At 66.6% G+C, this 20,609-nt stretch carries 17 protein-coding genes, 1 tRNA gene and 1 pseudogene; 6 read left to right on the plus strand and 13 right to left on the minus strand.

Annotated features, from left to right (window positions below):
- Positions 1-37 precede the first annotated feature (37 nt).
- Positions 38-1,681, minus strand: coding sequence for a thiamine pyrophosphate-binding protein (locus DMP23_RS32050; protein ID WP_238603510.1), 1,644 nt, complete (start codon positions 1,679-1,681; stop codon positions 38-40).
- A gap of 124 nt (positions 1,682-1,805) precedes the next feature.
- On the opposite strand from DMP23_RS32050, the gene DMP23_RS32055 reads away from it, so the two are divergent.
- Positions 1,806-3,086, plus strand: coding sequence for a hydroxyacid-oxoacid transhydrogenase (locus tag DMP23_RS32055; RefSeq protein ID WP_337823340.1), 1,281 nt, complete (start codon positions 1,806-1,808; stop codon positions 3,084-3,086).
- Positions 3,080-3,484, plus strand: a complete 405-nt coding sequence (locus DMP23_RS32060) for an acyl-CoA thioesterase (protein ID WP_337823341.1) — start codon at positions 3,080-3,082, stop codon at positions 3,482-3,484. The genes DMP23_RS32055 and DMP23_RS32060 overlap by 7 nt, the downstream gene beginning before the upstream one ends.
- Here the strand turns inward: DMP23_RS32060 and DMP23_RS32065 are convergent, their stop codons facing one another.
- Positions 3,485-4,438, minus strand: a complete 954-nt coding sequence (locus DMP23_RS32065; protein WP_337823342.1) for a helix-turn-helix transcriptional regulator — start codon at positions 4,436-4,438, stop codon at positions 3,485-3,487.
- 45 nt (positions 4,439-4,483) lie between these two features.
- Between DMP23_RS32065 and DMP23_RS32070 the strand changes: the two genes are divergently transcribed.
- The 4 genes from DMP23_RS32070 (at position 4,484) to DMP23_RS32085 (ending at position 6,542) form a co-directional block, all read left to right on the plus strand.
- Complete coding sequence (locus DMP23_RS32070) at positions 4,484-5,572, plus strand: epoxide hydrolase family protein (protein WP_337823343.1); 1,089 nt, start codon at positions 4,484-4,486, stop codon at positions 5,570-5,572.
- Positions 5,573-5,633: 61 nt separating this feature from the next.
- A tRNA-Lys gene (locus DMP23_RS32075) sits at positions 5,634-5,706 on the plus strand.
- Between the two features lie 199 nt (positions 5,707-5,905).
- Complete coding sequence (locus tag DMP23_RS32080) at positions 5,906-6,055, plus strand: hypothetical protein (RefSeq protein ID WP_158714405.1); 150 nt, start codon at positions 5,906-5,908, stop codon at positions 6,053-6,055.
- A gap of 286 nt (positions 6,056-6,341) precedes the next feature.
- Positions 6,342-6,542 (plus strand): hypothetical protein, encoded by a 201-nt coding sequence (locus DMP23_RS32085; protein ID WP_337823344.1) that lies wholly within the window; start codon positions 6,342-6,344, stop codon positions 6,540-6,542.
- A gap of 18 nt (positions 6,543-6,560) precedes the next feature.
- Here DMP23_RS32085 and DMP23_RS32090 read toward each other — a convergent pair whose 3' ends face one another.
- The 11 genes and pseudogenes from DMP23_RS32090 to DMP23_RS32140 form a co-directional block, all read right to left on the minus strand.
- Entirely contained in the window at positions 6,561-7,955 is a 1,395-nt protein-coding gene (locus DMP23_RS32090) for a hypothetical protein (protein ID WP_337823345.1), read from the minus strand.
- A 724-nt stretch (positions 7,956-8,679) separates the two neighbouring features.
- Positions 8,680-9,735, minus strand: coding sequence for an FG-GAP repeat domain-containing protein (locus tag DMP23_RS32095; protein ID WP_336157112.1), 1,056 nt, complete (start codon positions 9,733-9,735; stop codon positions 8,680-8,682).
- Positions 9,736-9,767: 32 nt separating this feature from the next.
- A complete protein-coding gene (locus DMP23_RS32100; protein WP_037807416.1) occupies positions 9,768-10,697 on the minus strand; it encodes a glycoside hydrolase family 6 protein in 930 nt (309 codons plus the stop codon).
- On the minus strand, positions 10,694-12,250 hold the full coding sequence (locus DMP23_RS32105) for a hypothetical protein (RefSeq protein ID WP_337824518.1): 1,557 nt from the start codon (positions 12,248-12,250) through the stop codon (positions 10,694-10,696). Before DMP23_RS32105 ends, DMP23_RS32100 begins: the two co-directional genes overlap by 4 nt.
- A 240-nt stretch (positions 12,251-12,490) precedes the next feature.
- Positions 12,491-12,574, minus strand: a pseudogene (locus DMP23_RS32110) (FAD-dependent monooxygenase); the annotation flags it as partial.
- On the minus strand, positions 12,559-13,500 hold the full coding sequence (locus tag DMP23_RS32115) for a polyprenyl synthetase family protein (RefSeq protein ID WP_337823346.1): 942 nt from the start codon (positions 13,498-13,500) through the stop codon (positions 12,559-12,561). The gene DMP23_RS32115 and the pseudogene DMP23_RS32110, both read right to left, overlap by 16 nt.
- Positions 13,497-14,969: a hypothetical protein gene (locus tag DMP23_RS32120; protein ID WP_337823347.1), complete on the minus strand. Its 1,473-nt coding sequence runs from the start codon at positions 14,967-14,969 to the stop codon at positions 13,497-13,499. The genes DMP23_RS32115 and DMP23_RS32120 overlap by 4 nt, the downstream gene beginning before the upstream one ends.
- 92 nt (positions 14,970-15,061) lie before the next feature.
- Positions 15,062-15,340 carry a hypothetical protein gene (locus DMP23_RS32125; protein ID WP_337823348.1) on the minus strand — a complete coding sequence of 93 codons (279 nt, stop codon included), beginning with the start codon at positions 15,338-15,340 and terminating at the stop codon, positions 15,062-15,064.
- Positions 15,341-15,917: 577 nt separating this feature from the next.
- The gene (locus tag DMP23_RS32130; RefSeq protein WP_337823349.1) at positions 15,918-16,871 is read right to left on the minus strand and encodes a helix-turn-helix transcriptional regulator; all 954 of its coding nucleotides are present in this window, start codon (positions 16,869-16,871) and stop codon (positions 15,918-15,920) included.
- A gap of 103 nt (positions 16,872-16,974) precedes the next feature.
- Positions 16,975-17,373: an STAS domain-containing protein gene (locus tag DMP23_RS32135; RefSeq protein WP_134732604.1), complete on the minus strand. Its 399-nt coding sequence runs from the start codon at positions 17,371-17,373 to the stop codon at positions 16,975-16,977.
- 173 nt (positions 17,374-17,546) lie between these two features.
- Positions 17,547-20,606 carry a BTAD domain-containing putative transcriptional regulator gene (locus DMP23_RS32140; RefSeq protein WP_337823350.1) on the minus strand — a complete coding sequence of 1,020 codons (3,060 nt, stop codon included), beginning with the start codon at positions 20,604-20,606 and terminating at the stop codon, positions 17,547-17,549.
- Between the last annotated feature and the right edge of the window lie 3 nt (positions 20,607-20,609).

Genomic DNA, 20,609 nt, shown 5'->3' on the forward strand with positions numbered 1-20,609 from the left:
AACATTCCCGGCGTTTCCCTGTGTTCTCAGGAAGATTTCAGGTCCCGGAAGGACGCGGGGCTCCGAGAAGCGTGCTCAGCCGCACGTCGGGGGTCACGACGTCCGGGTCCGTCCGGACGTCGATGACGCACGGCCGCTGCCGGACGAGCGCGCTCGCGATGATCGGTTCGAGCCGCTCGCGATCGTCCACCGTGTACCCGGCCGCGCCGAGCCCGCGCGCCCACGACGCGAAGTCTGTCAGCGGGATGGTCACTCCGGACAGCCGTCCGTGCGTACGCGCCTGATGCATCGCGAGTGGACCGTGCAAGCCGTTCTGGAACACGACCACCATCACTGGCGCGCGGTACCGCACAGCGGTCTCGATCTCTTGCCCTGTCATGAGCGTGCCCGCGTCGCCGACCATCGCGACCACAGCGCGTCGCGGTTCGGCGAGCTTGGCCGCTACGGCCGCAGGCACCGCGTACCCCATCGCCGCGTTGCTCGGACCGAGCTGACTGCGCGGAGCGGTGAAGCACCAGTAGCGGTGCATGAACTGCGCGAAGTTGCCGGCGTCGCTGGTGACGATGGTGTCCTCGGGCGCGAGCTTTCGCAGCGCGCGCACGACGTCGACCGGATGTACACGCGTGTTGTTGCTTGTGTTCGGCGGTGTCATGAAGGTGTGTACGGCAGCGTTCGCGGCCGACGCTCTGCGCGTACGCGGCGAAGCGATCGCGCGCAGCTCCTTCAGGAACGGCTCGACCTCAGTGTCCACACGGAACGTCAGGCCGCGACGGCGCTGCTCGTCGATGCCAGTGCCGACAAGGACAAGCGTCTGCTGCGGAGTCGGATAGCGGAAGCCCTGCGTCGTGACTTCGTCGAGCTGCGTGCCGAGCGCGAGCACGAGGTCGGCTCGTTCGAGCGCGTCGAGCTGGCGCGCGGGGATGCCGAGGCCGAGGTGCCCGGCGTAGCGCGCGTGGTTCTCTGGGAACGCGTCCTGGCGGCGGAAAGCGTTGTATACCGGCAGCGCCAGCTCGTCGGCCACCGCGATCAGCTCGTCCCGCGCCGACCGTGCCCGCCCGCCGACGATGACCACCGGGTAACGCGCTTCGTCCACCAGCCCGGCTACCGCTTCCGCCGAACGGCCCAGCGTTCCGGTGGCCGGCGGGCGCACCTTCGCCACCGGTTTGGCCGAGTCGTACGGGACGCCCCACGCGTCGCTCGGCACGCCGATCACGACCGGGCCCGGCCGTCCTTCGCGGCACCGCGCGAGACCTTCGGCGAGCAGATGCGGCACGTCGTCGGGATCGTCCGCGCGGACGCACCATTTGGCGATCGATTCGAACATCCCGGTCGAATCGGACGTCGGCACCTCGCCGGTGAGCACCGGGTCGAGCGCGGGGGTTTCGAGCAGCACCACCATCGGCGTCTCGTCCTGATACGCCGTCTGCACGCCCATGACCAGCGCGGCGGCGCTGGGACCGCGGCTCGCGAGCAGCACGGCGGGGCGTTCGGTGAGCTTGCCCTCGGCCTCGGCCATGAAGGCCGCGCCCGAATCGTGGCGGGCCGAAACGAGCGTGACGTCGCGCTCGCGGCGCAGCGCGTCGAGCAATTCCAGGAACGACTCGCCGACGACCGCGTACACCCGGCGGACCCGGGCCTCGTTCAAGACGCGTACGGCCGTTTGCGCGACGGTGGTTCCCACTTGGTATCTAATGAGGAGAGCTTAGGGCGGCACCGTGAACCGGCGTCAAGTGATCTTGAACAACTCGCCGCGGGATTGTGCCAATTGCCGGATCGGGCTGCCCACCAGTTGGGAGGACGCCGTCGTGACATCCGCCGAACATGAGACTGTTTTCACTTATGGGGCTCCGGCGCTCAAATACGGAACCGGCTCCAGCGACGAGATCGGATACGATCTTGCCCAGTTCGGCGCCAGGCGCGTCCTGGTGGTGACCGACCCGGTCGTCGCGGCGACCGGCTGGCCGGAGCGGATCGCCGAGGGCATCCGCGGCTACGGGATCGCGGCCGAAACCTTCGACGGCGTGCACGTCGAGCCCACCGACGTCAGCATGCAGAAGGCGGTGGACTTCGCTCGCGGCACCGGCCCGTACGACGCGTTCGTGGCGGTCGGCGGCGGGTCCAGCATCGACACCGCGAAGGCCGCCAACCTGCTGACCAGCAACGACGGCGAGCTGATGGACTACGTCAACGCGCCGGTCGGCGGCGGCCGCGCGCCGGCGAACCCGCTGAAGCCGCTGGTCGCGGTGCCGACGACGACCGGAACCGGATCGGAAAGCACCACGGTGTGCGTGCTGGACGTGCTGTCGCTGCGGGTGAAGAGCGGGATCAGCCACCTGCGGCTGCGCCCGACGCTCGCGGTCGTGGACCCGCGGCTCACGGTCAGCCAGCCGGCCGGGGTCACCGCGGCGAGCGGGATGGACATCCTCTGCCACGCCGCGGAGAGCTACACCGCCAAGCCCTACACCGAGTTCGGCCGGAAGCGGCCTGAGGAGCGGGTGCCCTACTGCGGGTCGAATCCGCTGGCGGACATGTTCGCGGAGAAGTCGCTGGAGCTGCTGTCGTGGGCGCTGCCCGCCGCGGTGCGCGACGGCGACGACATGGCCGCGCGCGAGGCGATGGCGCTGGCCGCGACGTTCGCCGGACTGGGCTTCGGCAACGCCGGCGTGCACATCCCGCACGCCAACGCGTATCCGATCGCCGGGCAGGTCCGGGATTTCCACCCCGACGGCTATCCCGGCGAGGAAGCGATGGTGCCGCACGGCATGGCCGTCTCGCTCACCGCGCCCGCCGCGTTCCGGTTCACCTTCGAAGCGAACCCGGAGCGGCACCAGCGCGTCGCCCGGCTGCTGGCCCCGGATTTCGAATGGTCCGGCGACTTCGCCGACCACCTGCCCGCGGTGCTGACCATGCTGATGCGCGAGATCGGCCTGCCCGCCGGAATCGGCGCGGTCGGCTATACCGAGTCCGATGTGGACTCTCTGGTGGAGGGAACCTTGAAACAGCAACGGTTGCTGACCACCGCGCCGCGCACACCGTCCGAAAAGGACCTGGCGGGGATTCTCCGGGATTCGGTGCAGCTGTGGTGAACTATCCGCATTGGCAGACGGTTCCGTTGCGCTGGAAGGACAACGACGTCTACGGCCATGTGAACAACGTCGTGCACTACTCGTTGATGGACACCGTCATCAACACCTGGCTGATCGAACGCGGCGGCCTCGACATCGAGTCCGGGCCGGTGATCGGGCTGTGCGTGGAATCGCGGTGTGCTTACCACGCCTCGGTTTCGTTCCCGGACACGCTGCGGATCGGACTGCGGGTGGCGCACCTCGGGCGGTCGAGCGTGCGGTACGAGATCGGGATGTACACGGCGTCGGAAACCTTGGTGGCGGAAGGGTATTTCGTGCACGTGTTCGTGGACCGCGAGTCCCGCCGGCCGGTCGAGGTGACCGGGAAGCTCCGGGAATCGTTGGCGGAACTGGCTTGATCACCCCGGACTGACCGCACGCAACGCCCGGCCGCCGAGTTCGCGCAGGTGCTCCGCCAGCTCCGGCGGTTCGTGCACCTGAAACTCGCGACCGAGGCTGGTCAGCCGGAACGCCAGCCACTCCAGGGTGTCGGCCGGGCTGACGACGCGACACGTGCGATCGTCCACTGCGGTCACTTCGCTTGCCGCGCCCCAAATCCGCACCACTTCGTCGGCCGGCGCGTGCACGGTGACCACCGCGCGATGCGTCGGGCGGGAGGTGTGCAGCTTCTTGGTCACGTACTCCGCCGGGTCCTTGGCAGGCAGGTCTCTCGCAGTGAACCGGGTCCCGATGGCCTGCAGTTTTTCGATGCGGTCGACGCGGAAGACCCGCCAGTCGTCGCGGTCACTGTCGAACGCCAGGAGGTACCAGCGCCGGCCGGACGACACCAGATGATGCGGATCGACCAGCCTTTTCGTCGCCTTGCCGTCGTTGGCGAGATAGCCGAACCGCAGCCGCTCGCGGTTGGCGATCGCCGTGGCCAGGACCGTGAGTGCTTCCGGATCCACCCGCGGCCCGTCGTTCAGCGGCAACGGCACCGTCGCCTTGCTCAGCACACTCACCCTGCGCCTTAATCGAGACGGCAAGACCCGCTCCAGCTTCGTGAGCGCCCGCACCGACGCCTCGTCGATCCCCGTCACCGCATGTCCCGACGCCATCCGCAACCCGACCGCGATCGCGACCGCTTCCTCGTCGTCCAGCAGCAACGGCGGCATCGCACTGCCCGCGACCAGGCGATATCCGCCCTCCGCCCCCATCGTCGCCTCGACCGGATACCCGAGCTCCCGCAGCCGCTCGATGTCCCGGCGAACCGTGCGCCCCTCGACGCCCAGCCGCTCCGCGAGCTCGCTGCCCGGCCACTGCCTCGGCACCTGCAACAGGGACAGCAACTGCAACAACCGCGCCGCGCTCATGATCTAGGACCATACCTGCCCTACATGCTCTCTAACGTCCTTCTCATGACCATTCGCCCGTTCCGCATCGACATCTCCGACGCCGCCCTCGCCGACCTGCGCGCCCGGCTCACCCAAACCCGCTGGCCGTCCCCGCTGCCCGGCGAGGGCTGGGACCGCGGCGCCCCGGTCGACTGGCTGCGCGAGGTCGCGTCCTACTGGGCCACCGGCTACGACTGGCGCGCCCACGAGGCCCGGTTGAACGAATTCCCGCAGTTCCACACGGAGATCGACGGTGTCGACCTGCACTTCCTGCACGTCCCGTCGGCCGCACCGTCCGCCACGCCGCTACTGCTGACGCACGGCTGGCCGAACTCCTTCGTCGAGTTCGCGGACCTGATCGAGCACCTTTCGGACTTCCACGTCGTGGTCCCGTCCCTGCCCGGCTACGGCTTCTCGTCCGCTCCCGGCCCAGGCTGGGACGCCACTCGCGTGGCCCGCGCATGGGCCGAGTTGATGCGCCGCCTGGGCTACCGCGACTACGTCGTCCAAGGCGGCGATTACGGTGCCTACGTAGCCCCCGAAGTCGCCCGGGTCGGTCCGGTGCTGGGCGTCTACATCACCGCTGGCCTGGGGATTCCCACCGAAGCCGACCTACCAGACCTGGACTCTTCGGAGCGCGCGGCGTTCACCGAAATGATGTCGCAGGACTGGATGAACGGCGTCGACCACCACGCCCTGCTGCGCGCCGCACCGCAGACGTTCGCTTACGGCTGGAACGACTCCCCCGTGGGTGCTTTGGCGTGGATGGCGCAGAAGTTCCACGAGTTCGGTGGCGGCGGCCGGGCACTGGACGAGATGCTGGACGGGTTCCTGACGAACCTGAGCGTGTACTGGTTCACGGAGACCTTCGGGACTTCGTCGTGGTCGTACTACTCGAGCACCGGGTTCGCCTGGCCGCGGGGCCAGAAGGACGCGCCGACCGGGGTGTACAGCGGAGTGCCGGGGATCCGCCGGCTGGCCTCGAGGGAGTCGGAGATCGTCCACTGGCCTGATGACAATCCGGCTGGGCATCACTTCATCGCGATGGACCAGCCGGAGGCTTACGCCGCAGACCTCGTGCGGTTCGTGTCTCGACTCCGCTCGCGGCGGTGAGGTTAGGGGTGGGTACCCACCCCGGTGAGGGGCCGGGCGCTGCCCGCTAGACTGAGCGCGCGGGCCGTTAGCTCAATTGGTAGAGCTGCGGACTTTTAATCCGTAGGTTCTGGGTTCGAGCCCCAGGCGGCCCACTCAAACTTCCAGGTCAGCGGCCTGTCGGTCACCGCCGGTCAAGATCGGTTCCCCGGGTTACCCCCGGCTTTCGCCCGACTGGTTTATCTCGGCTCTCTGACGGCGAAGGCCGGAGCGCCTTGTAGGTTGTGGCGTGGGTCGCTTGGTGCTTGGGTCGGCGTGGGGAGGTGAGGGCTTGGGCTGGACTATGGGTGTTCGGTGGCCGAGTTTCGCAGCTACCTGGTCGGCAAGCTCTTGGCGGGCGTCACGTTCGGCGGGCCGGAGGTCAAGCAGCTTCCTGTAGGGCTGACCGAAATCCACGTTCGCGCTGTGACCATTTGTCGCAGCGTCTCGCTCAAGATCTATTAATCCTACTATGACGCCTTCTGGCCCGAAAGCACTTATGACCGCTTCGACTTCAGTCTGAGTGTCGAGTCCTGGAGGTTCAGAAACGGGCCGAGGTGGATCGGTGTCCATCATTGGCTTGATCATCTGTGCCCATGCTCCGATGCGCTCAGTCATGATGCGCAGTTTGGCGTAGGCGTCGGCAAGGCGTTCTTGTTCCCGCGCTTCCTCAGCTAACTGTCTCTCATGATCCGCCCGCTGCCCAGTGAGCCGTTCGGCATGGTCGCGGCCCTGCTTGGAACTACGCCAGGTGAAGTACATACCGGCGAGGCCGAGGAACCCAGAAGCCAAGCTTCTCGACATTCGCGCGAACTGGCCGGTCGTGCAGATCACGCATACTTTCCGCGTTGCTGACCACTTCGGCACAGAAGACGGCCTGACGGTTGAAACGGCGGACATGCTATTTTCAGCTGATCGCTACGAGCTTCTATATGCCATGGAAATCCGATAATGTCTGTTGTTCAGGCAGTTATGCATGCCAAAGAGAGCCCCTACTTCCGCAGGCTATCACTCTTTGGCACAAATAATGGATAAGCGATAAGTCGTAAGTCAGCTTGTTTGCTTCTTCACTGTACGGAAGTAGGACATCTGACGACGTCGGGCCGCCGTCGATCTTCGAGTGCACGATCCGACATCGGATTCTGTAGACTCGATCAGCGACCTGCGCCAAGACTTGAGCACTCGGCGAAAGAGAAACAGAAGGAACCCCCCTGATCTGCCCCTGCTGATTTAGAAATTCCTCCATGCCGTCCGCACTTTTGATATATTCGCGTACGTGACTGTCGTCGAGCGAGCCGCGCAAGGTGGCGAGAAGCTGATCTTTCTCGCTAGCTGAACCCCTTCCTGACGAGGACGCGATCGAAACGATTCGCTGCAGTTGATTATCATCTTCGATATCAAATCTCGGATCACGAAGTTCGTTTTTTATCTTCGATATAACTTCGGCACCGTAAAAAGATGGAAAGAAAAATTCGATAGCTTGGTAGTATGCCAGATATTGAAGCAATGGCGTGTTCAACGCTGTACGTCCATAGCAGTACAGCGTAACGGCCTCCTGGGCATACTTCCTCTTGGGAAGTTGGGGGCGCAGTTGGACGGCTCCGTTGGCAACCTTCCTCCTGACTCGCCTTGGAAATGAACGTCTGCGGCCGAGACTGAGGGCAAGCTCGAATTTTACATCCAGTTCAAAAAAGAGTGACGAAGTGTAGTCCTCCAGGGCTTTCTTTGCGGAATCGTGCTGCTGAATTCCGTCTATGTTGACCTTTAAGCTAGGTCGAAGTACGGAGTTGACCGGCGAGTCGAAACCGCCAACCAATGAAATTAACTCAGGACTGTTTGGTGAAATCTCAAGGCTAACCGCAGCGGAAGCATCTTGGAGAACGAGGCGCCACGGAGTTGTCAGTAATACATCTTTCCCGTTGTATAGCTCAACCGCGGCGCGCTTCAGCGAAGCTTCACTGTCATCGATCTCGTCGATGTTGACCGGATTGCCATTTGGGTCAAGAATCTCAACCCCAGGAAGGCCCATTATCCTACGTATCATAAAAGTGACAGACCCTGTTGAGGGGGCAAGCAGGGCCTCTATCTGACCCTTCTCCCGGTAAAGAACCGCATTATAGTCTTCGACAAACGTCCAAAGTGGAAAGTTGTGGAAACGTAATATATCAGCGTCTTCGCTGCTGATATAGACATTCCTCTTGCGTCGTCCATTTGGGAATCCGACGCTTAGGTACAAGTCGTCCGGGTCTACTGTCTCGCGTTCGTCCCAGTCTCCGACCTCGCATGGAAGATCTGCTGCCATTGCAACGCGATACACTTCATCACGTGAATCACCATACTGTACCTTACTATCTATTTCCGACATTTTACCGCTTTCAAGCTGAGGGCTCGACCGAAATGAGAATTTCCCTGGCAGGTTCTGTCATTCGTTGGTTGCCGAATTTGGCTCTATGGGATCAAGAGGGCGCCGCCGGGCGCCGCGCCGGGCGCCTGGCGTAGCCGCTCCCGTTGGCGGCCGTCCCCGTGCCCGGCACGGCCGCCTTAGGTGCAGCTGCGCAGCGCCGCCCGCCGACGGCGCATCTGAGCCATTCAGCCAACGTCGAGCCCTCCCTCGCCGATGAGTCGTACAACTCGGGTCGCCGTCAGGCACCACCGTGTTACGCCCAGTCGGCGGTAAGCGCCATCCCGAAGCTTGATCGTGACAACGGCAGGTGACGCCGCGTCAAGGCTGGGAAGCGTGCCTTGACCCGACGTCACCGGCCGCGTGCTGGCTTCGTATCGGGATGGCGGGGAGCTGTGGGCGGTAGAGTAGGTACGCGCGAGCTGGCAGCGAGAGCCGCGAAGAGGACATGATCATCTCCCCGGTTTTCCCCTGGAAACGACGAGAACCAGCGACCAACCATAATCGTTTCGCGCGGACGTTCATGCAGGGTGAAGGTTGTATATACAGATGACGAGACCTAGTCGCTGACCTGGTTCGAGCCCCAGGCGGCCCACTCAATAACCTCGCCCGGTGAACCGTGGCGCTGCGCTCGCCTCCCCGCAGAGACCGCTGTGGTGCACCCGGCTGGGCACACCACAGCGGCGCGTCAGAACACCCAGTCGTAGTTCGACCAGCCGGATTTGATCAGCTGGCCGGTGGCGGCGTTGAACACCGTTTCGGGCTTCGCCGGGTTCCACACTCCGGAGTGGAGAACACCCCGGAACTCTCCCGACGCGGTCAGCCGGGCGGCGAAGTCGGGGTAGTCGTCGTGATTGAAGTCGGGGAACAGGATGTGGTCGGCCGTGTTCATCCCCGATCCGATGATCTTGAACCATTTGGCGACGGGCTTTCCGCTGGAGTCGACGTCGGCGAAAAGGTCGAGCATCCACAGGGTTCCGTCCGACATCGTGATGAGGATGTCCTTGAAGTAGTCGCCGGTCAGGTCGGCCAGCTGGATGCCGGTCACGTAGTCCGCCGCGGTGAGCAGCTGACCGCGGTAGCTGTAGGACGGCTTGCCGTTGACCATCCCGTCGTTGACGTAGAGGTCGATCGCCTTCGTGCTGGCATTCTTGATGACGATGTCGGCACGGCCGTCCGGCTCGAGCGGGTTTTTGGGGTCGCTGCCGACGAAGTCCGCAAGGCAGATCGGCGAGCTCGGCGTGAAGCCGGAGATGAACGACGCGTCGGCGCTCAGCTGGGGCACCCCGCCAACGGTGCCCTGGTTGTACGCGGCGTACATCACCCCGGAGCTGTCGATGCTCGCGACGTCGTTGCGCCCGTCTCCGTTGAGGTCGCCTTGGCCGAACCACACCCGGTCCGGAGTCGATGCCCTGATCTGGGTGGGGCCGGTGAGGGTGGCCGCACCGTTGAGGCTGCCACTCCCCGCGAAGACGTCCAGCCGGGTGGTGGCGCGGTCTCTCGCGATGACGTCGTCGATGCCGTCGCCCGTCAGATCGTTGGCTGACGAGGTGATCGCCTCGCGGCTCTTCGCAGAGGCGGCGTTCTGTTGGTGCAACATCGTCGCGAGTGCCGGCCCGATGGCAGGCACGGTGGTCTTGTGCGGGGAACCTTGAGCGGTTGCGCTGGTCGTCGCCAGCGTGGAACACAGCAGTCCGGCTGTGACCATTCCGGCCAGCAGCGATCTCTTCGCGGTGCGTTTCATGATCGTCTCCCCCAATTCGTGGTGTGGGTGGACTACCCGGTCATCTGGCGGGCCAGGTCCGGGACGAATTCACCGGCCTGCGAGGCAGGCGCGGCTCCGCAGGGTCCGTCGGAGACCCCCGGGACGGTGAGCCAGGCTTGCTGAAGCGCGCCCGGCTGATCGGACAGCACCGAGGCCGGCCCGAGCCTGGCACCGGCGGGATTGCAGGTTCCGGTGACGGCGGCAGCGTTGCGGGAGCTGTCTGCCAGCAGGAAATAGTCGCTCCGGCCGGTAGCGGCGGCAAGTGCGTCGTGGAGTTTCCGAGCAGGCCCGGCCAGCTGCGCGGCCGGTGTGTAGCCGCCGACGCCGAAGGTGACGCCTGCGGCCTGTGCTACCCCGGCGGAAATCAGCCGGGCACGCTGTTCCTCGACCGTTCCACCGGCCGACACATCCAAGAACACGAACGCGTTGAGCGACTCAGCGCGGAGCTGGCGCACCGACGCGTTCAGGTAGCGGGTGACCGCCGTGGTGTCCGCGCATTTTCCGCCCAGCAGGCGGGGCTCGAGGACCACGATCGCTTTGCTGTCGCCGAGGCCGTGCGCGAGATCGCTGACGGCGGGTGAACGCTCGGCGGGACAGGCACCGGATTCGGTGAACGCCGCGACGAGCATCGGCATCCAACGCTGTGTCGCTGCCTGGGTCACGAAGTCGTGGACGTGCTGGCTCAGGTTCTCGTCCGCCGCCGTGAACCGATGCGCGACCGGGATGTAGGCGACGTCGCGCTCGATCGGTTCGAAGGCGGGCGACTTGCCGCCGGCGTTCTGGCGCGTCCAGACCGCGGCCGGGCTCTCCGGATCACGGGCCAGCTGGAACGTGCCCGCGAGCAGTCGTGACGCCGGTGGCGGACCCGCTTCGCCAGGCAGGTCGACGCATCCGCCCGCCAGCAGCAGCACGGCCAGCAAGATCGGCCCCAGCCGGTTCACCGCGCCACCTCCTCGTCCAAACCTGGAACCGGATTGGCAAGCGAATGCGCGAAATAGCGCAGCACCCGCTCGCATCGCGCGGGCACTGCGTTCGCGACCGACTTGTCGGCCGCGCGGAGTTCCCCCGCGATGGCCTCATCGAGCTTTTCCGCCAAAACGTTTCTCCGGGCCCGCATCTCATTCTCGCTCAACTGCCCGAACCGGACCGGCAACCCGGTGAGGCGCGCGGTTAACGCGCCGGTCAGCGTCGTGTCGAGCCGTCCTCGACGACCCATCAGCAAGGCGCGATCTTCAGCAAGAAGGAAAAGCCTGCCGCAAGTGCGTCCGAACTGCCGCAATACGTCAACCCTCGCGTCATCCGAACCCGCCGCATAAGCGCCGAGGCGAGCCGGAAATTCGAAGAAGTTCTCGAACAGCGCCTCCGCCTTGTGTTCCGCCCGAAGCGCGACGAGCGAGGTCAGCCAGGCCGCGAAAGCCGCGGCAAGGTCTGGTCGCGCAGTAGTCAGGACATCGGTCGCTGTCGCCAACAGGTAGTCCGCAGCCATCACCGAGGAGGCATAACGCCAGTCCACACCGCGGCTCGGCGCGCTTCCCTCCCCGGCAGGCACGCTGTGCGCGAGTGCGCCGAGGAGAGCCATTTCGATCGCAGCGGCCACCGGTGCCTGGCGCACGTCGGGATCGCCGCCTGCCGCCATCAGCGTTCCTGCGAACAAAGCGGAGGGCCGGATGCCCCGGTGAAGTCCGTCGCGGCCGCCGAGCGTGTGCATCGCGAGCAATGGCCATTCGTCGCCGATCCTGCGAACAGCCACTTCATTGCAGGCCATGGTGAACGGGGCGAGGTACAAACGCACGGGGTCGGCCGGTCCTCGCCCAGCCCGGAGAGCGTCGTGCGTCATCGCGCCGCCGAAGAGGACCGCACGATGGCTCTGACGGAAGAACGGGTGCTCCGAGGAAGCCGAACTCGACAGGATTCGCCAGGCGAGGTGATAGTGCCGGACAGCGTGCCGGGCGGAGTGGAAGTAGCCGACGAACGAAGCTCGTAGCCCGGCTTCGTAGGCACCGCTGATTCGCGAAGGGTCGGTTCGGTGCCGAGCGACCGACTCAGCCGCGATCTCAGCACTGCGAATCGCGTAGGAAATACCGTCGCCGGTGAACGGGTTGACCAGTCCTGCCGCCTCGCCCACTACGAGCGCACCGGCTCGGATCGCGTTCTCCGGTGCGAAGCCGGCGTTGACCGGATAGGTGCTCGACGGACCTGCCGCGACCGCTGCGGCCATCCGTGGGTCAGCTGCCCGCACGACAGACCGGATGCGCTCCGCCGCGAGCGGCTCGGACGACATGGTGGTTACGGAAACCGTCGCCATCCCGGCGGTGCCCGGAACGGGAATCACTCGGACGACGACCGGGGCTGCCCGTGGATTCTCGTCATCGGGTTGGGTCAAGTGGGTCACGACGGCACCTTCGACGGCGCAATTCCGCCAGGTTCCAGAGACCGTCCAGCCCTGGCCCAGCCGCGCGGTGTGCGGTGCCGCACCGGTCGCGTCGACCACCACTGCGGGCCGGTTTTCGTCCGGTACCGCAGCGGCAACCACGGCACCAGCGGCTACCGCGGCTTCCCGCAACGACCCGACCAGCGAACGGTAGGAGCAGATGACCATGCCCGAACGGCCGAACTCCCGAGGCACTTCACCACCGAATGAAAGCAGCAGCCGGCTCGCCCCCGTGGCAGTCACGGGTGCGACAGACTGTTCGACCATGACGTGGTGATCCGGTCCGGTTCTGGTCTGCTCCACCAGCAGGACATCGAAGCCGGCTGCGGCGAGGAGCCGCGCCGCCGTGCAGCCAGCCGGGCCAGCTCCCTTCACGAGAACGTCCATACCGCTTCGGTCACCTCCCGCAACCTCTGTCCCGCAGCCTCGTGCTCGAACGGGCGGAGTGCCTCGAACGCCAGCTCTCGATGACGGCGGGCTTCGCCGATCGCGTAGTCCAAGCCGCCGGAAGCGACGACCAGCTCACGGATCCGCCGTACCGCGGTTTCGTCGATTTCCGGAGCGAGCAGCAGTGGCTTGAGCTCGGCGGGACGGACGCGCAAGGCGTGCAGCGTCGGCAGCCCGTAGAGACCGAGTTTGTGGTCTGTGCCCGCGGGTTTCCCCGAACCGGCGGGGAGGAAGTCCTTGCAGTCGTCCTGGATCTGGAAGCAGACCCCGATCTCCGTGGCGAATGCCGCGACCGCGGTGACGAACGAGCTGTCGCGGTCGCCACTCCCGGCACCAAGGACGCAGCTGAGCACGAACAGCTCGCTGGTCTTCTTGACCACCATCGTCACGTAGGCTCGGGCGTCGAGTTCAGTGTCGTAAGCCCGCTCCACGTCCATCATCTGGCCCAGCGCGAGACTCGCGGTGCACCTGCCGACGGCGGTCGCGGTGACCGGCCCGAGGTCGGCGGCCTCTTGCCCGACCAGCGCCACGCAGGCGGTACCTGCCAAGAGCGCGACGTCGGACCCCACCCGCTCGTGTGCGCTCGGCAGGCCACGCCGGGTCGCGGCGCGATCCACCACGTCGTCGTGGACCAGCGACGCGAGGTGAAGCAGTTCGACGATCGCGCCGAGCCTCACCAGCTCCGAACGCCGGGCGGCGCTTCCCGCGGCCGCGGCAGCCACCAGTGCGGCCCTAATCCCCTTGCCCGGCCGCTGGACCAACGGCACCACCGCCGGACGCAGCGTGCTGGGCAAATCTTGGGCCAGTTCCAGGAGTCTCAGCCGGACGGAGGCCGGAAAGTCCGTCGCCCGCTCGACATTCGTCACCGCGGCCGATGCTCGGCACCGTAGAGCGATCCGAGCGCCCGGATGGTCGGCACCGCCGCCGTCGTGTCCCAGACCTTGTTGAACACGTCGGTGCGATTCATGAACGCCACCAGCTGTTGATGGTTCATTCCCTCGGTCTGCCGGACGAGCGAGGTGAACAGGTCGTTGGTCGCGTTCGTCTCCTCAGCCGTCATCCTGCCTTGCAGCGAAGCCAGCCCCAGCGCGGCGTCGTCGATGTTCTCCCGGGTCACCACCAGGCCCGGTCGATCAGGGTTCGCCAGCGCGGAGTCGATGAAGTTCCGGTACTTGTCGTACATGCTCGCCGCGCCCGCCTTCTCGCTCGGCGACGCTTCGATTCCCTGCGTGCGGTCCAGGATCACCCCGTTGTTCAGGTAGAACAGCTGGGTCAGGAAGTTGCCCGTCGTGCTCGACGCCATGAACTGGTCGCGGACACGGTCCGCGAGCGGGATGTCGTTCTCCAGCGGCAGGTCGTACATGGACGCGACCGCACTGGTCACCTCGCATTTGCTGAGACCGAGATCGATCGGCAGCCGGGTGTCGCCGTCGCCGCCGAGCCGGATCGTCGAGCCGGAGTCACCTGGCCAGCCGAACCGGGGAACGCCGACGAGATCGGTGAACCACGCGATCCGCATGCCTCCGTTGATGTTCATGAACACGGGGAATTTCATGTTGATCGCGTGGATGCGAGACGACGCGTACCCGCTCCGCGCGCCGACCTTCTCCACTGGGGCGTTGAGGTCGGGAGGACCGGGCACGTAAATGGCTTCCGCGGTCAGAAGGTCAGCGCCGACCTCGGTCAACGTGTTGTCGATCTTCGCCGAGACGCCGTAGAAGTTCGTCGGATCGGCCGCGAAGAACAGTCCGACGCAGGGGTGGTCAACGCTGTACGGCTCCATCAGGTCTTCCGCGACCGCGTCGGTCACCTGCTTGGCCTCTGCCTCGGACAGCCGCGCCAGAGCGGCATCGGTGGTGTTCGGCTTGGTCACCCCGAACGTGTAAGGCGCGAACCGCGTGACATTCGCGACCGTGTCCGCCGCTTTCCCGGTGAATGGCTGGGTAATCGCCTGTCCGATCGAGGTACTGGAGTTGTTCAGGACGAGCACGTGGTTGTTCGACAGGATGCTCGGCCAGCCGTCCGTGACGTCGCGGACGATCGCGCCGAGGGTGCCGTAGCCGTTCATCGCGATGTTGCTGATCTGGCTGCCCTGCCGCACCGGCCGGTACCTTCCGGTGATCGTCGCCGGAGCCTTGGGATCGAACTTCGTCGTGCCGCCCAGCATGAAGGGACCGGCTTCGACTACGTCGACACCGTGGTTCACGCCGTCGACGTTCACCTGCCTCGGCAGCAGATCCTCTTGCACGAGGAGTGCCGGTGAACGTTTTTTTGTCACGAAGGCAACGACTACGGGCTCGTCGGTTGTTTCGCCGTTGCGGATGCGGTAAGCCACGGCGGCACCGTTGAAACCCCGTCGCTGTGCGAATCCGCGGATCAGGTCGTCACGGCCCTGCTGCAGTCGATTGTGGGCCTGCCGGGAGAAGGTCATCTCGCTCCGGCCTCTCTTCCCCGCGCCGGCGTCGCGGCGAGCCTGCGTGCGTAGTCCAGCCACAACTCCGCCGCTGGCCGTTGACCCGGCTCGAAGCGGGACGAGATCGTCGCGATCGCAGTGGAGACCACGGCCCGCAATCCGTGGACCTGAGCCGAATTCGCGGAAGCCCGGCCGAAGGCCCGGACGACCGTTTCTTCGTCGTCCCGCACCGACAACATCGTCCGCACCTGGGCGAGACCGTCGACAAGATCGCCGCGAACGTCATCGCTCATGCGCGAAAGCACCTGATTCAAACGTTTTCGGGTGACCCGCTGCTTCGCCGTCCCATGCTCGTCGAAAGCGGGAAAGGCGACCGGGAGCACCGCGACTGTGCCTGCGATGTGCAAAAGCAGTTCCTCGTCGGAATCGCGCGATGCCAAGGGCGCCGCGGCAGCTGTCGGTGCCACCCCGACGACGGGCAGCACGGCGACTGCGACAGTGCCCGCAAGCACTGTTCGGCGCGCAAGCCGCTCGGCCGGGACACCGGCAGCAGCGTGCGAAAGACTGAAAGGACGGGGAAACAAAGCTTCCTCCTTGGACTCCGTCGTCGCCTCCGGTGCGTCAAGCGCACGCTCCCCCAGTCCCCCCAGGGCGGATGCGAAATCCTTTCACCACGCTAACCCGTCGACTGCGACATCGGGACCGGCTGACCGGGTGACCTCCAGGTGGAGCAATGCCGGTGTCTGGACTCCCGAACCAAGCCACCACGACGACAGGGACGGCTCTGGAAGCGTGCACAGCCGCGATGCCAACTGGAACGCGTTGCGGCCTCTGAAGTTCGGCCATGACGCTCGCGTAAGCCAGACCTCTTCATGCACCGTCGTGAAGAGCCTGCGAAGGAAGCTCCCCATACGCAGCCCGATAATGCGCAGTAAACGCACTAGGCCGCATATACCCCCACCGAGCCGCAACCTGCGTAACCGTCGTCTCCCCCGGCGTAGCAGCCCTCAGCTCAGCTCGTGCATGGTCAAGACGCACCCGCCGCAGGTAAGCCATCGGGGTCGTATCCAGGTGCCGTCGGAAAGCCAGCTGCACCGCCCGTGCGGAGACACCTGCGGCCTGCGCCAAGTCGGTGGCCGTGAGGTCGCGCTCGGGATTCGCCTCGATGAACGTCACAGCGCGGCGCAAAGCTGCCGGATGGGCGTCGAGTGAGGTGCCGGCGCGTTCGTCCAGTGCGGTCGTGGGAAAAGCCGCGAGGACAGCCGCGGCGAGGTGCTGTGTGGCGGTGCTGACCAGCAGTGGGTGCTCGGCGATGTCCGGCGCGGAGAGGACTTGGTCGCGCACGTAGGTGATGGCGGCCCGCAGGTGTTGGGCACCAGCAGCGGACACCGGGTTGTGGTCGAGCAGTTCGACGGGCTTTTCGACTCCGGCGACGCGGGCCAGCACGTCTGGGTCGAGCATGGTGATGCTGTAGCGCGCCCGGCAGATCCGGCCGGAGTACGGGCGGTCTGGCGGGGCGAAGGAGAACAGGTCTCCGGGGCCGAAGTCGGCGGGTTCGGACCAGTTGGCCGGCCGGTGGTCTTCGATGGTTCCGGTCTCGATGTCGCAGAGGCAGATCCGGCCGAGCGGGCTGACGTCGTAGCTCATCTCGAAGTGCAGGTCCAGCTGGTCGGCGCTGACGCTGTCCGAGGCGACCCGGGTGATGTGGGCGCCCGCGGCGCGGCCTCCGCTGCCGATGCGCATCGGGGCGTAGGACTTGGAGAGGAATTCTTCCGTGCGCTCCAAGTCGTCGCTGTCGAACACCAAGTGTCCAGGAGCGGACATCCGCCGGTTCGTCCTCCGTCCCACGCCGACAAAGCGACCCCGGCGGGTCCTCGGGCGTCGTGCGAGGACCTCCGACGTGCTTCGTCGCGGGGCAGGCCCCCGGTTACCCGCGTGGGTCGGGGATCAAACCGCCGAGCTGGGAGCAGGCGTCGTCGATGGTGGCGGCGAGGCGGAGCATGGCGTCGACCCTGGTGACGCGCAGCGGGCGCAGGACGGCCCGGTTGCCGCCGGTCACCACGATCAGTTTTCGGTGCCGGGCGGTGGCGGCGCGGTGGGTGTCGAGCATCAGCGACATGCCGATGACTGCCATGAAATCCAGGCCGGTGCAGTCGAGCACGATGTCGCGGCCGGTCCGCAGCTGCGTATTCAGTACGTCGGCCAAGTCGTCGGCGGTGGCCAGATCCAGTGCGCCGCTCACTCTCACCAGCACTAGGGAGCCCAGGGCCCCGCAACGGATCGCCAGGTCGCCGGGGCGCAGCGACCGTTCGGTTGTCTCGGACATCAGCGGGGTTCTCCCTGTCGTCTGTGTGGCCAACGCCGCGACGGGGAATCGTTCCCGAAGGCACCGCTGAATCTCTGCCCGATTTCCGGTCTTCCGCTCCGGAAGGAACTGGGGTTGTCTCCACCGTGCAGGGTTCGCCGGGAATGGTCTAGCGGCGGAACCGAATACCGGGACTATCCGGAAAACGAACCGTTCCGGTGCAGGCGAGCCGGATCGGCACGGGTCACTGCCGCCGGTGCGGGCAGTTGCCAGCCGCTCTCGTACGCGGCGGCGAAGCGTTCCTCGCCGAGGGCCAGTCGGCCACGACTGCTGAGCGTGCGTACCTGCAGGTCAGTGCGGTCGTGGGCACCGCGCAGGCGGGCCGCTGCGCCGAGGATTTCCGCTCCCTCCGTGAACCGGCGGTACAGCTCGGCCAGGCCGGCGACCGTCACCGCGACGGTGGCCACGATCGGCTGGTCCTTGCTGTTGACCGCGGCCGCGTACGCCCGGTCCAGCGCCGCCTCGGCGCCGGGGCCGTCGCCGAGTTCCAGGCAGAGTTCCGCTCGTACCGCGCTGACCAGCGCCTGTCCGTGGTCGCCGCCGAACGGGAGCGGGGTGGACAGGCCAGCCTCGGCCGCTTCGATCAGCTCGCGGGCCCGGGTCAGATCACCGGTGCGCAGGCGGAAACTGGCCTCCCGCGCGTCGAGCAGCACGACGGTTTCGGGCATGGTCGAGCGCAGCGTGCGGTCCCTGGTCACCGCGAGCATCGCCGCGACCTGGTCGGTTTCGCCCAGCCGGACGTGCAGGTCGATCAGGCGCAGGTCGATGAACGTCTCGTCGCTGTGGTTGAGCGACCCGAACTCCTGGGCCAGCCGTTTGGCCTCGGTCAGGTCGGCCAGCGCACCGGCCAGGTCGCCGTCGTATTGCCGCAGCAGGGCACGCATCGGCAGGGACATCGCAACTCCCCAGCTGTCCCCCTCCTCGGTGAAGCAGTCCAGCGCGACGGCGACGTCCGAATCGATCTGGGCTAAATGGCCGTCGTTTTCGGCCAGTTCGGCGCGGGTGATCCGGGCCAATCCGGCCAGCCATCGGTCCGGGCCGTCGGCTAGCCGCTGGAGGAGCGGCGACGCGTCGATTCCCGCGCGGGCGGCTAATCCCGCAGCGGTCAGTACGCCGAAGGGCGGCAACTCCGGGTAGTTCAGCAGGCGGGTGACCACCTCGTCGGCTGGGGCACCAGCGTCCAGCAGCAGCGCTCCGGCGGCGATGTCGTGGTGCGTGCCTGGCTGGGCGGTCGCTTGGCCGAGCCAGTACGACGCGTCGGCATGTCGGCCCAGCATGTGCCAGTACCAGGTCAGGTCGATCGCGAGAGCGAGCCCGGCGTCCGAGGTGTCGCAGAGGTGGCGCAGTGCGGCCAGCACGTTGTCGTATTCGGCGGTCAGCAGGTGGAGCGCGTCGCGTTGCCCGGGGCCGCGCAGAAGCGGGTCGTTAGCGGCAACCAGTTCGGCGAAATATCGCGCGCTCAGATTTCGTACGACGGGCAGAATCCCTTGTTCGGCAAGGCGTTCCAGGCCGTATTCGCGGATGGTCTCCAACATCCGGTACCGGCCGGGGACGAGCTGGAGCAGCGAGCGGTCGACTAGGTCGGCGAGCAGCTCCTGGGCTTGCTCGACCGGGAGTTCGCAGACCGCGACGGCCGAGGCGGGTGTGACGCCGCCCGGCAGAACCGCGATCCGTTCCGCGACCGTCCGTGCGTCTTCGCTGAGCAGGTCCCAGCTCCAGGCGATCACCGCGCGCAGCGTTCGGTGCCTCGGGAAAGCCGTGCGACTGCCGGTGGTCAGGAGCCGGAAGCGGTCGGACAGGCCGGAAGCCAGATCTGCCAACGAAAGCGTCCGCAGGCGGGCCGCCGCCAGTTCCAGCGCCAGCGGCATGCCGTCCAGGCCGCGGACGATTCGCAGCACGTCGTCGAGATTCCGCTCGTCGACGGTGAAATCGGGACGCACGGCTGCCGCTCGATCGGTGAAGAGCCGCACCGACGCGGTGTCGCGGAGCGGGCCGAGCGGGACCAATGCCTCGCCGTCGATCGCCAGCGGCTCGCGGCTGGTGGCCAGGACCCGCAGTCCGGCGCAGCGAGGCAGCAATGCGGAAAGGAGGTGGGCGACGGCGTCGATCAGGTGCTCGCAGTTGTCCACCACCAGCAAGGTTTCCTTGCCGCTCAGCTCATCCGCCAGCACGTCCAGGTCGCCGACGGGTTTGGCCGAGGCCTCGAACAGTGCGGTGCCGCGCAGTCCGATCGCGGTCAGCACCGCAGCGGCGACCTTCGCCGGTTCGGTGACCGGGGAGAGGTCGATCAGCCAGCTGCCGTCGCGGTATTCCCGGCGGCGGGCGGCTTCCAGAGCGAGCCGCGTCTTTCCGGCGCCGCCGGGACCGAGCACGGTGACCAACCGGCCGGTGGCGAGCAGGGCATCGATCCGGGCCAGGTCGTCGGTGCGGCCGACGAAGCTGGTCAGCGGCGCAGGCAAGGCGGCCGGTTTGGTCTCCTTGACGGGCTCGGCGCGCAGCAGGTTCAGGTGGCGTTCGCGCAGCGCGGTGCCCGGGTCGATGCCGAGGTCGTCTGCCAGTGCTTCGCGGATTTGTTCGTACTGGGCCAAGGCTTCTGCCTGACGACCCTGCGCGGCGAGGGCGTCCATGAGCAGTGCGGCGGCGCGTTCGTGGACGGGGTGCTCGGCCAGCAGGGCAGTCAGGCGGACGGTTGCTGAGTCTGGACGGCCCTGCGAAAGCTCCGCTTCGGCGAGGTCGGTGACGGCTTCGATCGACAGGCGGGCTAACCGGGTCGCAGTGGCGGGATCGACCGCGGCGACGGCTGGGGGTTCGACGCCGGGACGGTCGCCCCACAGCGTCGCGGCGTCGTCCAGCGAAGCCGCGGCGACGAGTTGTTCGAACCGCAGCGCGTCCACGTCGGCAGGGTCGATGGTCAGCCGGTAGCCGCCAGCGACCTGCGTGACGTCGCTCGGCGAACCGAGGGCGCGGCGCAGGCGGGAGACCAGGGCTTGGAGGGCGTGCGCGGGGTCGGCGGGCAGATCCGAGCCCCAGATCGCGTCGACCAGGACGGTCTGCTGGACCGGACGTCCACCGGCTAGTGCCAGCCGCGCGACCAGTCCCTGCAACCGAGCACCGGGCACAGCGAGGGCCTCGGCACCCCGTGTCACCTGGAACGCCCCGAGCAGCGTGACTCGAAGCCGCGCGCTCCCGTCCATTCG

The sequence above is a fragment of the Amycolatopsis sp. A1MSW2902 genome (genome assembly GCF_017312175.1).
Classification (GTDB): Bacteria; Actinomycetota; Actinomycetes; order Mycobacteriales; family Pseudonocardiaceae; genus Amycolatopsis; species Amycolatopsis nivea.